This window comes from Breznakibacter xylanolyticus (genome assembly GCF_003254275.1).
GTDB classification, from domain to species: Bacteria; Bacteroidota; Bacteroidia; order Bacteroidales; family Marinilabiliaceae; genus Breznakibacter; species Breznakibacter xylanolyticus.
The window spans coordinates 1-14,725 of sequence record NZ_QKZK01000033.1; the positions used below are offsets into that span (position 1 = coordinate 1).

The following is a 14,725-nucleotide window of genomic DNA, read 5'->3' on the forward strand; positions in this document are numbered from 1 at the left end:
TGAATTGTTCATTTTCGAGTTCGGATTTGTGTACTACAGATTTTCGCTTTGTAAAGGTAGCGTAATGACGCTAGCTCTCCACTAAACACGGTAATAACCGCTATAGATTCCCGTTTCGGGGTTGGTGCGCATGGATACTTTGAAATACATGCCCCAAAGTAAACATGTAAACCGCTGATATACAATACCCCCTTGTGTACTACAAATGATTTTTCGAAAATTCAGACACTGATTATCAATGTATTACAAAAGCAAATAGAGCAAAAGAGACTATTTTGAGGTGAAAAAAGGTGTTTTTTTAATGAATTTTGGATGGAAAGCTGCAAGATGGGTTAAGATCGTGATTTACACAATGCTTACAGAATGAAAACCATTAACAAACGAACAATTATTCAACAAACAAACAGCTGATTATCACTTAAAATCACAATCAGCACATTAAAAAAATCATTATAACAACCGTTCAAACACACATAAAACGAAAAAACACCATGCCTACTTGACTATTTTCATGGATTCACGAAACGTATTCCCAACAACTATCACCAGATAAACACCTCTGGGATAGGAGCTCAGATCTTCGGTTGTTTTATCGTAAACCGACCGCATACACCAAATCCGACCTGTTAAATCGGAAACATACATCTGCGCATGCCCCGGAACCGAAACGGTCAACAAATACTGCTCCGGATCAAAATCAATCAATGCCTTCGGAGCAGATGAATCAGTTACTCCTGTTGAAGCAGTGAGCTGCATGCTCCCCCACACAGTAATGCCGACCTCCACCTTGCGGATTAAAGAGGCGTTAGCATAACCACTTTTTGTGGCAGCGATGGTATATGTCCCCGGCGCAAGATTCAGCACATAAAGGCCATTGGCATCGGTGGTAACCTGCGAACCTCCGGTTGCTGTCACAATAGCACCTGCAATACGATTATTGAGGTTTGATGCATCCGAGCCGTGGTATATGACACCTTTTATAGTACCCAAAGCAACAGGTTTATCAATGGTAACCCCCTTGTAATAATGCAAAATAATCTCTTCCCAACTGCGGCCTGCATCAGCCATGGCCAAAGCACCATACTGACACATCCCCACACCATGGGCATTGTGATATGTATACCCACAACCACACGCTTGGCTTCGTAGATAAGGAACAGCAGCCCCACTCCACACATCCTCATTGTTTCGGGTACGTCCATTGCAATGCGAAAAAAAGAGTGTATTGGCGATGGTTCCGGCATATTTCACCGACACCCCGGAAGTTTGGGTCACAGCCTGAGAGGATCGTTCGTGCTGAGTGGCACTCCACGCCTGACAATGGGTGGTCGTGCACACATCGGCGCCATCGGCAGCATGTTTAAAATTGGCCGCGGCATAACATCGCGCAGCCACTGCCTGAGCCATAAGTGCGTCCATGGGCCACGAGGCAGGCACTTCGGATGGCACCACGCCTTTGAGGTATTCATCCATCGACATCTCCACAACCGAACCGGATGGCATGAGCACCCTGATTTTTTGAGGCACCGAAGTAGCCGATACTGCTTTTAACAGGGATGTTTCTTTCACAAACAGCGCTTCGGGAACCAATTGACTGATGGAATCAAAGGAAATCACAGAAGGCTCAACGAGTTCACTTATTTCTCCGTCGAATGGAATCATCCAGATATCTCCGCAATCGGATCGCTCATGCTCTTCTATATACACCCTTGAAGCACCAATAAAGCCCTCTTTGCGAAAATTTAATTTGCTGACATTAACCGGCGCAATCACCCGAAAGCAACCAGCGCTGTTGGTCACGCCCACTTTCCCCAAGTTTTCGACCGATATTTCAACATCGGACAAAGGTGTTTTTCCTGAGATGGTCAAAACACGCCCCTCATAGGCCATTGTGTGAGATGAATACTCGGGTAAAGACTCATATTGAACAGGCTGCTGAGCATGAAGAAAAAATGAAGTAAAAACACAAATCAGCACCATGGAAATTCGAAACAGCATATCAAAAGAATTGAAAATAAAACAAGAATTAAAACCTCATCATCGAGCAAGCATGTTTTTCACCTCATCTTCCGACAATCCAGTGTCACCGGCAATTTCGGCAACCGAAAAACCTTTTGCAGCAAGGCGTTTGACCATTTTTTCAACCAACGATAGAGCTTCTGCTTCTTTTTTCAAAGCATTTTCCTTATCAGCAAATGCTTTCTCCTTCTCAGCCCGTTCATCTTCAATCACCCGCATCAATTTCTCCTCAACTTCGAGGATGGCCGACTCAATCTCCGATTCACGAATGCGTTGTTCTTTCACAAAACGCTCGTATTGAATGCGCTCCGTCTCACTCATCTCGTCCTTGCGCAACACCTTTTTGGCTTCGGCAATGCCACGAGCGGTGAACTCGTCTTTTATTTCGCTGTTTTTCAAAAAGTAGATCCATTCGTCAAGGGAATCTTTGGCCACATCATTAAAATGGTTCACCTTGATGATGTAATATCGGGCAAAGATTTCGTGAACATACTCCAATTCAGGAAAGGCTTTCTTTTGCAAATGGCTCAACTCGAGGATGTCGTGCGTGTGAATGCCCTTAAACTCAGTGTGGCCTTCATAAACATAGTCGGTGCCCTGTCCCAGTTCGAAATATACTATATTGACCGAAATGATGCGTTTTACCTCTTTGTACTTGCTGCCCTCGCCAAAATACTGGCTCACCAGCTTGCCCTGAGCGTAGTTCATGCGGTGAAAATAGTCGTGCTCCCGCTCGTTTTGCACCTCGATGATAACCAGCTCACCCTGATCGATTTTGGCCAGGATATCCACCCGATTGAATTTGTCCTCTTCGCTCTCTTTGTTTCCCTCGCGCTCAAGAATTTCGATGATGGACACATCACGGCGCAGCAACTCCGAAAGAAAGCCTTCGAGAATAACGAAGTTCGCCTTTTGCCGCAACAGGCGCTTGATGGCCCAGTCGAAACGGATGTGGGTGGATGCTTTTATCATGGTCAATACACAATGATGCTTGAAGTTATGCGCAAAGATACGAAAAATGCAGATGCAAGACCTTTACCCCCTCGCTCTTCGAAAAGCCACCTTCCTACCCCATCCATTCCCAGGCCGAGCGATAAGCCCCAATTTGCTCAATATAATCGAGCAATTGACTGTAAAACGGGTGACTGCCCATGGTGGCACTGTCGCCCACGATGACCAGTTTTTTGCGGGCACGGGTCATGGCCACATTCATGCGGCGAATATCGGCCAGAAACCCAATGATGCCCTCATCGTTACTGCGAGCCAGGCTGATATACACCACATCGCGCTCCTGCCCCTGAAAGGAATCAACGGTATTGACAGCCAATGCACCCGAAGGCATCAACTCACTGCCGTCGAGCAGTTGGCGCAGCAGCGTGGTTTGCGCCTTATAGGGAGAGATGACCGCCCACGACACCTCCCCGGGTGCGACACCGGCCATGCTCACCATCTCGGCATATTGCAACAAATGGCGCACCACCAAAGCAGCTTCGTCGGAATTAACGATGCCGGGAGGATGATGTAACACCTCCTCTGCATACCCACACCCGGCCGTATCGACAAACTCCAATGGCACATCGTCGGGATAGATGCGATGGTTGGCCACGCTTACATCGGCCATCAAAAGGCCTTTGTAAAAATATTTTGAAGGGAAAGCCATAATGGTCTCATTCATCCGATATTGATGTTCCAACATCACATCGGCATGATTACGGGCAATGGCTTTTTCGAACAGGGTGGTTTCGAGCCCCCCCTTGGCCGCTTTTTGTGACTTGATGGTAGGCGGCAATTGGCAATGGTCTCCGGCAAAAATGACCCGTTTCGCCTTGAGGATGGGAATCCAACAGGCCGGCTCGAGCGCCTGTGCCGCTTCGTCAATAAAGAGGGTTTTGAACCGACTCCCCCTTAGCACCTGTTGCGAGGCGCCCACCAACGTGCAGGCAACCACACGGGCATGCGAAAGCACATCGTTGGTGATGTAAAACGACAACTGCCCGGCTTCGTCGCGAAGGGCATCGGCCTCGGCAAAGAGCTGCCGTCGCTGCTCGCGCTCCTGCGGGCCAAAATTGCGCTTAAACTTGAGCGCCTGTTCGCGCACTTCCTGAGCGCGTCGCTTCACGTACTTCAACTCCTTAAAACTGGCATGACTGGCCACACGCGCATCGAGGGTATGCTCGAGCACCTGGGGAGTGACCCGTGCCGGATGCCCCACCCGCACCACATCGACTCCTTCGGCAGCCAGCTTCTCGACGAGCAAATCGACCGCCACGTTTCCTGCAGCACACACCAGCACCTGCTCATCGTGACACAGCGTATGAATAATGGCCTGTACCAGCGTGGTGGTTTTTCCCGTTCCGGGAGGACCGTGAATGATGGCCACATCGGTGGCATTAAGCACGTTTTGCAAGGCTCGGTTCTGACTCTCGTTGAGCAATGGCGACGTCACCATGTTCCAGGGATTGCTACCTGCCACACCATCGCCCAGCAACACCCGTCGCAAACGCACCACATCAGGATCCTCCGACTCGATGACCACACGCATGGCACGCTCCATCTCAGCATAACTGGTTTCGTCGAACAACAACTGCACCCCCAGCTTTCCTTGCCCCAGCCAGTCGGGCAACTCGTCGTACTGAAGGGTGACAACCATGTCGCGCTCCCCCACCTGGTTGACCACGCCATTGACCGTCATCGAATCAGAAGCATGGCCATCGGCATTGAGAAAAAGCGCCACCGGCTTCCCACTCTGAAAACTGTGCGATTCGCGATGCTCGGCCGGACGACTCAGCTTGATGATTAACCGCTCGCCCTGGTCGAAGCGCGACTGGTCGAGCGTGACGGGATACCAACAAATACCTGCTTTGCGGCGGTCGTGCAACGAAGTACCGGCCAAGGCCTGATGATAAAGACGATAGTCCTCCTCCTTTTCAACCTTCAACAAGTTGCGAACTTCTTGCAGTTCACGTATCACCGGATCGATGTGTGCCATGATGTCATTCGTTAACGGCAATGGTGCCGATGGCGATAAAAATGCAACTATTATTGGAGATAGCGAAAACCGGAAGGAATATTTAAATTTACGACTCCATTACACCCCCTTCTGGGTTAAAAAAACCAAGCGGAATTAATCCACAACAAATGATTTACGAAAACATCCTGGAAACCATTGGCAACACACCACTGGTGCGTATCAACCACCTATGCACCACCCCCAACGTGAGCATCTGCGCGAAAATTGAAGGTTTCAACCCCACGGGTAGCATCAAAGATCGCATCGCACTCAAGATGATTGAACAGGCCGAAGCCGAAGGATCGCTGGTGAAAGGCAAAACCATCATTGAGCCCACATCAGGGAACACCGGTATTGGACTGGCCATGATTGGAAAGCTCAAGGGATACGCGGTTGAAATCGTCATCAGCGAATGCGTGTCGCAAGAGCGCATCAAAATGATTAAAGCCTTTGGAGCCAAGGTAACCCTCACCGATGGCCGATTGGGAACCGATGGCGCCATCCTCAAGGCCAAAGAACTCATCAAAGCCCACCCCGACAAATATTTCATGCCCGACCAGTTTTCGAACAGCTACAATAAAATAGCGCACTACAAGACCACCGGCGAAGAGATATGGAAACAAACCAACGGCAAAATCACCCATCTGGTATCGGCCTTGGGCACCTCTGGAACCATCATGGGCGTGGGACACGCACTCAAGGAAAACAACCCGGCTATCAAGGTGGTGTGCGCCCATCCCGTAAAAGGACACTACATACAAGGGCTTAAAAACATGGAAGAGGCCATTGTGCCAGCCATCTACGACCCCAAACAAATTGACGAAACCATTATGGTGGAATCGGAAATGGCCTTCGACATGGCTCGCCAAATCATCCACAACGAAGGCATTTTTGTGGGCATGAGCAGTGGCGCCGCCATGGTGGCAGCTCTGGAGGTGGCCAACAAAATTGATCGGGGTAACATCGTGGTCATCTTTCCCGACAGTGGTGAGAAATACCTGAGCACACGTCTTTTTGATGAGCAATAACGATTTGCTTGTCCCGGTAAAAAACACTGACATGGCGTATGTGCTTGTTTACTTGCTTCAATTTCGAACAAACACCCCTTCAATAATGCGAAAAAACGATAAATACGAGGCGGTAGAGCAATTATAAAACAACACTGAGATGGTGAAAATCGAAAGAATTACTGAAAATAAAAAACGATTCCTCGACCTGTTGTTGTTGGCTGACGAGCAGGAGAATATGATTGACAAATATTTACCAGATGGAGACTTGTATGCTTTATATGATGATGATTTAAAAAGCATTTGTGTTGTCGTACCAATAGATTGCGACACTTGCGAGTTGAAAAACATAGCGACATACGAGAAATATCAAGGCAAAGGCTACGGAAGATTATTGATAAATTTCATCATCAATCACTACAAAAGAGTTTTCAAAACCATGCTTGTCGGAACCGGGGAAGCGCCGGCAATGATTTCTTTTTATGGAAGTTGTGGATTTGAAGAATCACATCGGATAAAGAATTTTTTTACAGATAATTATGACCATCCGATGTTCGATGGATCCATACAACTTATCGACATGATTTATCTGAAAAAGGACTTGCAGAATAACTGACATTTCACACAATCGCTCACGAAACATCAAACAAAATCCCTCCACCAATCAAGCGCATCAGGCACAAAAATCCCCATAAATGGTGATTGCAGAGATAAGGCAAGCCGCCTACTTTTGTATCATCAAAAATAACACCCATGAAATACTTGTACCTATCCATGTATGGGGTCATGATATGCCATTTGCTGCAAGCACAGGAAACCACCACGGCTGAATGGATAGAACAACCACAGTCATTTATCACCGAAGGAAACTACACGGGCGACCTGTTTGTGAATGCCCGGGGGGGAATTCGCACAGGAAGCGGCTACCTGGGCATGGCCAATCTTTTCGCAAGTTTCGACACCCAAGCTGCACGATGGTGGAAAGGCGGTCTTATGATGATACACGGAGCGGCGACCCATGGCGACACCCCCACAGCCTCGTACATTGGGGATATGCAAACAGCTTCGAACATCGAAGCCGGCAACCACACTTACATTCAGGAGCTTTGGTACAAGCAAATATGGGGCAACACCGAATGGACGGTCGGAGTGCAGGATTTGAACGTCGATTTTGTGGTGAGCGAAACAGCCGGCTTGTTCATTAACAGCTCCCTGGGCATCCCTTCGCTGATGAGCTACAACGTGCCCATGCCCATATTTCCCCTCACCACCTTGGGTGTGACGGGCAAATGGCAAATCAACGAATCCGTCACCTGGCAGGGCGGCGTATTTGACGGCAATCCCACCTCGTGGGATGAAAATGCGCACAACCTCCGTTGGGATGTGAATGCCAACGATGGTTGTCTCATCATCACCGAACTACACCGGCAAAGCACCCTGCATAGACTGACCGGCACTTACAAAGTGGGCGCTTTTTATCATACAGGCATCAACGAACGGAACGCAGAAAATGGTAATTTAGCCACCTTGTTCGACAACGATTACGGCATCTATCTCATAGCCGACCAAACCGTGTGGCACCAACCGGCCACCCAACGAACCCTGAATTTATTTATTCAGAGCGGCATTTGTCCCGGCAACATTGGCAATCACCATTATTATGTGGGTGGAGGAATAACGATGAACGGATTACTAAATAACGGAACCGATGAATTGGGCGTGGCCATAGCACATGCCGGATTGAAAAACCACACCGCACACCACGAAACAACCATTGAGATCAGTTACCGATACCCCTTGCACGACCGGTTGTTCATTCAACCCGACGTGCAATACATTGTCAATCCGGCCGGCACATCCGATAAATTAGCCAACGCGCTGGTGATGTTTATCAGAACAGGAATCGCTTTTTAAACAGAATGGCAATCACAACCGTTCCCGCAATAGCGTCATTTAGATAGAAAACAAGAGACCATGACATATAAAGAGACTGCTGAAACACTCGCTGACCTATTCTCGGGTCAGAGTGGTATCATCACCAAAGTGAAAGGCCATGGCGCCTTTCGCAAGCGCATCACCGAAATGGGCTTCGTGCGGGGCAGTAAGGTGACGGTCATCAAGAACGCCCCCCTGCAAGACCCCATCGAGTACGAAATATTGGGTTACCGGGTATCGCTGCGGCGCACCGAAGCACATCTCATTGAAATTGTGAGCGAATCTCAGGCAACCGAACACCTTGAAACGCCATTTGCCGAACCTGAGTATGGCGACGGACTCAAGACATCTGTCCGAACCAAAAGTCAAACCATCAACGTGGCCTTAGTTGGCAACCCCAACTGCGGAAAAACCACCCTGTTCAACTACACTACCGGCCGCCACGAGCGCGTGGGCAATTATGGCGGCGTCACCGTTGACCTTAAAGAGGCATCGGTGAAAAAGGACGGTTACACCATCAACATCACCGACCTGCCGGGAACCTACTCACTGTCGGAATACTCGCCCGAGGAACTCTTTGTGCGCGAGCACCTCACCAACACCCTGCCTGACATCGTCATCAATGTGGTGGATGCCTCCAACCTCGAGCGAAACCTTTACCTCACCACCCAGCTCATCGACATGAACATCAAGGTAATTATTGCCCTGAACATGTACGATGAACTGGAGAAAAAAGGCGACCACTTCGACCACGAGATGCTGGGCAAGATGCTGGGCATCCCCTTTGTTCCCACCGTGGGTGCCAAAGGCAAGGGCATCGACGAGTTGCTGACCAAAATCGTGGATGTGTACGAAGACCGCGATCCCATTTTGCGACATGTGCACCTCAATTACGGCCACATCATCGGGCAAAGCGTGGAACGCATCAAGGGAGAAGTGAAGAAACACCCCCAGCTTTCGGCCATGTACTATCCCCGTTACGTAGCCTCCAAGCTGCTTGAGAACGACCACGACTTCATCGGCCACGTGCGCGCCATTGCCGGAACCGAAGAGATACTGGCTTTGGCACAACACCAGGTCGAGAAACTTGAAAAGGAGTACCAGGAAAAGGCCGAAACCATTTTGGCCGATGCCAAATACGCCTTTATACACGGGGCACTAAAGGAGACCTATCGCCCATCGGGCAACGAACACAGTCAAAAAGTGTACAGCATTGACGACGTGCTCACGCACAAACTGCTGGGATTCCCCATTTTTTTACTCTTTATGTGGGGTATGTTTCAGGCCACCTTTTCCATCGGGAGCTACCCCATGGATTGGATTGATGCCGGCGTGGGACACCTGAGCGACTGGGTGAGCCACATGATGCCCCAAGGTCCGCTGCGCGACCTGTTGGTGGATGGCATCATTGGCGGTGTGGGTGGCGTGATCATCTTTTTGCCCAACATTCTCATCCTTTTCTTTTGCATTTCGCTCATGGAAGATACCGGATACATGGCAAGGGCTGCCTTCATCATGGATCGCATCATGCACAAAATCGGGCTTCACGGCAAGTCGTTTATCCCCATGCTCATGGGTTTTGGTTGCAACGTTCCGGCCGTGATGGCCACCCGCACCCTCGAAAATCGCAAGGATCGCATCCTTACCATGCTCATTGTGCCTTTCATGTCGTGCAGCGCCCGTCTGCCGGTATATGTACTGCTTATTTCGGCTTTCTTCCCACACAATCAAGGGCTAGTGCTGCTCTCCATCTATGCCATAGGGGTGTTGTTGGCAACGCTGGTGGCCATCGTGATGAAAAAACTCGTCTTCGCAAAAAAAGAAGCCCCCTTTGTGATGGAGCTTCCCCCCTACCGTATTCCCACACTGCGTAACACCACCATTCACATGTGGGGCAAAAGCGTGCAGTATCTATCCAAAATGGGAACCATCATCCTGTTTGCATCCATCTTGATATGGGCGCTGGGATACTATCCCCAAAACGTGACCTACACCCAGGACTTTGATGCGGCAATTGCAAAAGTAGAAGCCGACACCACCCTGGCCGACACCATCCGTGCCGAACAAATCAACCAACTCACCGTTGCACAAGAGTCGGAACGCATGCAACAATCGTACATCGGACGCATGGGACACTTCATAGAGCCAGTGATTCGCCCGTTGGGCTTTGACTGGAAAATTGGCGTAAGCATCATCACCGGACTGGCTGCCAAAGAAATTGTGGTAGGCACCATGGGGGTGCTTTATCAAAGTGACCTGGCCGCCGACGAAACCACGGCATCGCTCCACACCAAACTGCAGGAACAAGTACACACCCAAGGTCCCCGCGTGGGGCAGAAAGTATTTACACCGCTGGTGGCCTTCTCCATGATGCTTTTCATCCTCATCTACTTCCCTTGCGTGGCCGTGATTGCCGCCATCAAACGCGAGGGCAGCTGGGGATGGGCTGTGTTTACCATGGTGTACACCACTGCACTGGCCTGGATGGTTTCGTTCGCAACTTTTCAGATTGGGAGTTTGTTATAATTAAAGAAACTATTGCAATGAGGGCACCGGGAACAACTGATGTACTGACTTTGATTCTAAACATCGATTTTTTAGATTTGCATAAAACTAAAAAGAATGTACTTAGACAATTATAGAAACAGCTTAATCAAACTTTGTCAGCAAAACAGGGTCAAATCGTTATATGTTTTTGGTTCTGTTTTGACTGATCGGTTTGAAGACACGAGCGATATTGACTTAATTGTTGACATCGAATCGAATGACCCATTAGAATATGCTGACAACTATTTCAATTTAAAATTTGCATTACAGGACTTACTTAAACGTCCCATTGATTTATTGGAAAACAAAGCGATACGAAATCCATTTATCCGTTCAAATATCGACAGCTCTAAACATTTGATTTATGCAAAACCATAAACCGTTTGACATAAGGGCGTGCTTGAAGGATATCGAACAATCCATTGCAGAGATTTATGATTTCCTTCCCGAGAAACGAGATTTTTTTGAATTCCAAAAGGATTTGAAAACACGGAAAGCCATTGAACGCAACATTGAAATAATCGGTGAAGCCATGGATAGAATTCTAAAAACAGACCCAACCTTCCCGATTAGCGATTCGCGAAAAATTGTTGACACCCGCAACCGAATTATTCATGGTTACGACAGTGTTTCATAAGACATCATTTGGCTAATTGTCAATCGTAACCTCCCCATTTTGGAGAAGCAAGTCAAGGAACTGTTAAAATAGCATCGGCTAAACTTTTTTCAAAATCAATTCATTCCCTCTGCCATGAACCAGGAAACCATTGTCATGCTCATCATTGCCCTAACCATTGGAGCCGTGATCTACAACGTGGTGAAGTCACTCACCACCAAAAGCAAAAACAGTTGTGGTGGCTGTACCGGATGCGATTTGTCGGCCCACAACAAGGGATGCAGCCACAAAACCGCTCATTCCAGGATGGCATTCGACAAAATGGTGCCGGTTCGCAAAGAATGAACCCATAAAAAACACACAATTTAATCCCCTCCATCACGCAGGGGCATTGACCGATCATTCCCACCGGCAATGCCCCTGCGCTCATTTTGTAGTTACACATTCACGAAAATTCTGCTTTTATATTCAGCAAAAAATCATCATTTTTGCAACGCTTTAAAAACAGGTTCATCAAGCCTGTTTTTATATTTTGTCGAATGAATTACTGACTATCATAAACACAACACATCATGACAAAAAGTGCACTTCAAATCGCGCGTGCAGCGTATGCACCCAAGATGCCCGAATCGCTCAAAGGTTCGGTAAAAATCGTGGAAGGCCGTAAAACCGAGTCCATCGCCGACCAGGCCGACATCGCCAAGTTGTTCCCCAACACCTATGGCATGCCCTTGTTGACATTCGAAGCCGGCGGAGCGGCCAAATCGTTTCCTGCCGTTAACGTGGGTGTGATTCTTTCGGGTGGACAAGCGCCCGGTGGTCACAACGTGATTTCCGGTTTGTTTGACGGCCTCAAGCGTCTGAACCCCAACAGCAAGCTCTACGGCTTTTTGGGCGGCCCCGGCGGTTTGGTGGACAACAAATACATGGAACTGACCTCCGACATCATTGACGAATACCGCAACACCGGCGGCTTCGACATCATCGGTTCAGGTCGTACCAAGCTCGAAGAGACTGCTCAATTCGACCAAGGTCTTGAGAACTGCAAAAAACTCGACATCAAAGCCATCGTAATCATTGGCGGCGATGACTCGAACACCAACGCTTGCGTATTGGCCGAGTACTATGCTCAAAAGAATGCCGGCGTACAGGTAATCGGTTGCCCCAAAACCATCGACGGTGACCTGAAAAACGAAATGATCGAGACATCATTCGGTTTCGACACCGCATGTAAAGTTTACAGCGAGCTCATTGGGAACATCCAACGCGACTGTAACTCATCGAAAAAATACTGGCACTTCATCAAACTGATGGGTCGCTCGGCGTCGCACATCGCTTTGGAATGCGCGCTGCAAACTCAGCCTTGCGTGACCATCATCTCTGAAGAGGTGGAGAAAAAAGGCATGACCCTCGACGGCCTGGTGGCCGAAGTGGCTGCCACCATCATTGCCCGTGCCAAAGAAGGCAAATTCTTCGGTACCGTGCTGATTCCCGAAGGTGTGGTGGAATTCATCCCCGCCATCAAAAAATTGATTGCCGAGCTCAACGACCTGCTGGCACACCACGAAGCCGAAGTAAACGCCTTGGCCAACAACGACGAGAAACGTGCTTTGGTAGCTAAGTTACTTTCAGCCGACAGCGCTGCCACCTTTGCCTCGTTGCCCGTGGCATTTGCCAATCAGCTGATGCTCGATCGTGACCCACACGGCAACGTGCAGGTATCGCTCATCGAGACTGAGAAACTGCTCATCGACATGGTGAAAGCTTACATCAAAAAGAACGAACCCGCTTTGGGTGCCAAATTCCAAGGCCAGCCCCACTTCTTCGGTTACGAAGGACGTTGTGCGGCTCCCTCGAACTTTGATGCCGACTACTGCTACTCGCTGGGCTACACCGCTTCGGTGCTCATTGGCGAAGGCAAAACCGGTTACATGGCTTCGGTTCGCAACCTTACCGCTCCCACCGCTCAGTGGATTGCCGGCGGTGTGCCCGTGACCATGATGATGAACATGGAAAAACGCCATGGACACATGAAGCCAGTGATTCAAAAAGCATTGGTTGACCTCAATGGTGCGCCATTTAAGAAACTGGTAGAATGCCGTAACGAGTGGGCCACTCAGCCTTCGTTCGTATACCCCGGCCCCATCCAGTACTTTGGCCCCACCGAAGTGTGCGATCAACCCACCAAAACTTTGGCGTTGGAACAAAAGAAATAAGCTGAATGCTTTGATAAAAAAAATGGCTGCCCCGTTGGGGGTGGCCATTTTTTTTGAGTGCCTAAGGAGGAGAGTGGCAAAGTGCCTAAGTGAGACAGTGCCAAAGAAAGAAGAGTACTACTTCCACTCAATGGTGAGCCATTGACGATGAACTTCGGTAACGTCGTCGGGGCGGGTGTGAACGGCCACCAGGTAAATGGGGCAATTGATGTCGCTCACGGGAAGGGTGACTTGCTCATCGATGTCCACCAATTGGGTGACCGTGCGCCTGCAAATGAGCTTCTTGCCGCTGCGGGTGACCCGGTTAAAGCGGTGCGTTTGCTTATCGGTGAAGAACCAGTAGGACGATGAATCGTCGCAAATCAGCAATTGATTATCGGGGTTGAACATCACTTCGGCCATGCCCCGGTTCTCAAAGCCGGGCAACCTGCTCAGCGCCCATCCTTTGGCGGCCGTCTGCAGGGTTTTGGGCAAAAGAGACGCGCTCAGATGCACGGCCATAGGGCGCGACAAGGCCATCACCACTTCAAAAGGCGCCTTGCGGAGCGTCACCACCCCCTTACTCAACGGCATGGTTTGCCCGTCCTGCTCAATCCACATGCTGAACGATGCCACGGGCGTTTGAGCCGCGAGAGGCTGAGACATCATCATCAGGAGCATCAGCCAAAATGAAGCTCGGAAATGTTTTGTTGACATACTATGTACTTAATAAATTTAAGGCATCATCACGTCCGATTGGTATGACTTCGACGATATCAATTGTTTCTGCATAAAATAATCCCCCTCACACATCAACCACCACAATGCCATGCTTACGCAGCAACGCCAGCACATCGGGCAAGGCAAACTGAGCGCCGCGGATGAAGTTGTTATCGGGGTCGATGTCGTAGTGGATGGCCGTGCGCAGGTCGGCCTTCTCGAGACGGGTGCGGTCGAACAGGGCGCCCATCAGGTCGCAGCCGGCAAAGAGGGCTTGCGACAAATCGGCCTCGGTGAAATCGACCTCATGCAGTTCGCAATCCCTAAAGGGAGTCTTTTTCATGATGCACTGATAAAAGGAGGCGTGATGCAGGCGGCATCCCTCAAAGGCCACCTCGAAGCCAAAGGAATGGCACAAATCAAACCGACACCCCATCATCTTGCATCCCTTAAAACGAACATTGCGCAGGGCAGTGCCCGAGAGGTTGGCCATGCTCAGGTCGCAATCGACGCACTCACAATCCTCAAACACCACGCCCGCGAGGTTCACCCCGCCAAAATGACAATTCACAAAACGACACCCGGAGTATTCGCCGGGCACGAATCCCTCAAGGGCAAAATCAACGCGGTCGAAAACCCGATCATCTACATATTCCATAATTAATGCCGATTGTTA

At 49.3% G+C, this 14,725-nt stretch carries 13 protein-coding genes; 8 read left to right on the top strand and 5 right to left on the bottom strand.

Annotation, left to right across the window (positions count from 1 at the left end):
* Positions 1-495: 495 nt before the first annotated feature.
* The 3 genes from LX69_RS14410 to LX69_RS14420 form a co-directional block, all read right to left on the bottom strand.
* The gene (locus tag LX69_RS14410; RefSeq protein ID WP_111446753.1) at positions 496-1,998 is read right to left on the bottom strand and encodes a SpoIID/LytB domain-containing protein; all 1,503 of its coding nucleotides are present in this window, start codon (positions 1,996-1,998) and stop codon (positions 496-498) included.
* Between the two features lie 39 nt (positions 1,999-2,037).
* Complete coding sequence (locus LX69_RS14415; RefSeq protein ID WP_111446754.1) at positions 2,038-2,991, bottom strand: Rpn family recombination-promoting nuclease/putative transposase; 954 nt, start codon at positions 2,989-2,991, stop codon at positions 2,038-2,040.
* Positions 2,992-3,085: 94 nt separating this feature from the next.
* Positions 3,086-5,008 (bottom strand): AAA domain-containing protein, encoded by a 1,923-nt coding sequence (locus LX69_RS14420; RefSeq protein ID WP_111446755.1) that lies wholly within the window; start codon positions 5,006-5,008, stop codon positions 3,086-3,088.
* Positions 5,009-5,157: 149 nt separating this feature from the next.
* On the opposite strand from LX69_RS14420, the gene LX69_RS14425 reads away from it, so the two are divergent.
* The 8 genes from LX69_RS14425 to LX69_RS14460 all read left to right on the top strand — a co-directional run bounded on the left by LX69_RS14425 (position 5,158) and on the right by LX69_RS14460 (position 13,350).
* The gene (locus LX69_RS14425) at positions 5,158-6,057 is read left to right on the top strand and encodes a PLP-dependent cysteine synthase family protein (RefSeq protein ID WP_185741720.1); all 900 of its coding nucleotides are present in this window, start codon (positions 5,158-5,160) and stop codon (positions 6,055-6,057) included.
* 139 nt (positions 6,058-6,196) lie between these two features.
* Positions 6,197-6,652 (top strand): GNAT family N-acetyltransferase, encoded by a 456-nt coding sequence (locus LX69_RS14430; RefSeq protein ID WP_245935031.1) that lies wholly within the window; start codon positions 6,197-6,199, stop codon positions 6,650-6,652.
* Between the two features lie 137 nt (positions 6,653-6,789).
* Positions 6,790-7,950, top strand: coding sequence for a carbohydrate porin (locus LX69_RS14435; RefSeq protein WP_111446756.1), 1,161 nt, complete (start codon positions 6,790-6,792; stop codon positions 7,948-7,950).
* Positions 7,951-8,010: 60 nt separating this feature from the next.
* Positions 8,011-10,497, top strand: coding sequence for a ferrous iron transport protein B (gene feoB, locus LX69_RS14440; protein ID WP_111446757.1), 2,487 nt, complete (start codon positions 8,011-8,013; stop codon positions 10,495-10,497).
* Positions 10,498-10,593: 96 nt separating this feature from the next.
* Positions 10,594-10,896 (top strand): nucleotidyltransferase family protein, encoded by a 303-nt coding sequence (locus LX69_RS14445; RefSeq protein WP_111446758.1) that lies wholly within the window; start codon positions 10,594-10,596, stop codon positions 10,894-10,896.
* Positions 10,883-11,155, top strand: coding sequence for a HepT-like ribonuclease domain-containing protein (locus LX69_RS14450; RefSeq protein WP_245935032.1), 273 nt, complete (start codon positions 10,883-10,885; stop codon positions 11,153-11,155). The genes LX69_RS14445 and LX69_RS14450 overlap by 14 nt, the downstream gene beginning before the upstream one ends.
* Positions 11,156-11,269: 114 nt before the next feature.
* Complete coding sequence (locus LX69_RS14455) at positions 11,270-11,479, top strand: FeoB-associated Cys-rich membrane protein (RefSeq protein WP_111446759.1); 210 nt, start codon at positions 11,270-11,272, stop codon at positions 11,477-11,479.
* Positions 11,480-11,706: 227 nt separating this feature from the next.
* Positions 11,707-13,350, top strand: a complete 1,644-nt coding sequence (locus tag LX69_RS14460; RefSeq protein WP_111446760.1) for a diphosphate--fructose-6-phosphate 1-phosphotransferase — start codon at positions 11,707-11,709, stop codon at positions 13,348-13,350.
* A 117-nt stretch (positions 13,351-13,467) separates the two neighbouring features.
* Here the strand turns inward: LX69_RS14460 and LX69_RS14465 are convergent, their stop codons facing one another.
* A complete protein-coding gene (locus LX69_RS14465; protein WP_146260755.1) occupies positions 13,468-14,046 on the bottom strand; it encodes a hypothetical protein in 579 nt (192 codons plus the stop codon).
* Positions 14,047-14,134: 88 nt separating this feature from the next.
* Positions 14,135-14,707: a pentapeptide repeat-containing protein gene (locus tag LX69_RS14470; RefSeq protein ID WP_111446762.1), complete on the bottom strand. Its 573-nt coding sequence runs from the start codon at positions 14,705-14,707 to the stop codon at positions 14,135-14,137.
* Positions 14,708-14,725: the final 18 nt, after the last annotated feature.

What these genes read in the sequence shown, in the direction of transcription:
- LX69_RS14455 (WP_111446759.1), top strand. Translation starts at nt 11,270, where the DNA reads ATGAACCAGGAAACCATTGTCATGCTCATCATTGCCCTAACCATTGGA.
- feoB (WP_111446757.1), top strand. Translation starts at nt 8,011, where the DNA reads ATGACATATAAAGAGACTGCTGAAACACTCGCTGACCTATTCTCGGGT.
- LX69_RS14460 (WP_111446760.1), top strand. Translation starts at nt 11,707, where the DNA reads ATGACAAAAAGTGCACTTCAAATCGCGCGTGCAGCGTATGCACCCAAG.
- LX69_RS14430 (WP_245935031.1), top strand. Translation starts at nt 6,197, where the DNA reads ATGGTGAAAATCGAAAGAATTACTGAAAATAAAAAACGATTCCTCGAC.
- LX69_RS14470 (WP_111446762.1), bottom strand. Translation starts at nt 14,707, where the DNA reads ATGGAATATGTAGATGATCGGGTTTTCGACCGCGTTGATTTTGCCCTT.
- LX69_RS14415 (WP_111446754.1), bottom strand. Translation starts at nt 2,991, where the DNA reads ATGATAAAAGCATCCACCCACATCCGTTTCGACTGGGCCATCAAGCGC.
- LX69_RS14425 (WP_185741720.1), top strand. Translation starts at nt 5,158, where the DNA reads ATGATTTACGAAAACATCCTGGAAACCATTGGCAACACACCACTGGTG.
- LX69_RS14465 (WP_146260755.1), bottom strand. Translation starts at nt 14,046, where the DNA reads ATGTCAACAAAACATTTCCGAGCTTCATTTTGGCTGATGCTCCTGATG.
- LX69_RS14420 (WP_111446755.1), bottom strand. Translation starts at nt 5,008, where the DNA reads ATGGCACACATCGATCCGGTGATACGTGAACTGCAAGAAGTTCGCAAC.
- LX69_RS14445 (WP_111446758.1), top strand. Translation starts at nt 10,594, where the DNA reads ATGTACTTAGACAATTATAGAAACAGCTTAATCAAACTTTGTCAGCAA.
- LX69_RS14450 (WP_245935032.1), top strand. Translation starts at nt 10,883, where the DNA reads ATGCAAAACCATAAACCGTTTGACATAAGGGCGTGCTTGAAGGATATC.
- LX69_RS14410 (WP_111446753.1), bottom strand. Translation starts at nt 1,998, where the DNA reads ATGCTGTTTCGAATTTCCATGGTGCTGATTTGTGTTTTTACTTCATTT.
- LX69_RS14435 (WP_111446756.1), top strand. Translation starts at nt 6,790, where the DNA reads ATGAAATACTTGTACCTATCCATGTATGGGGTCATGATATGCCATTTG.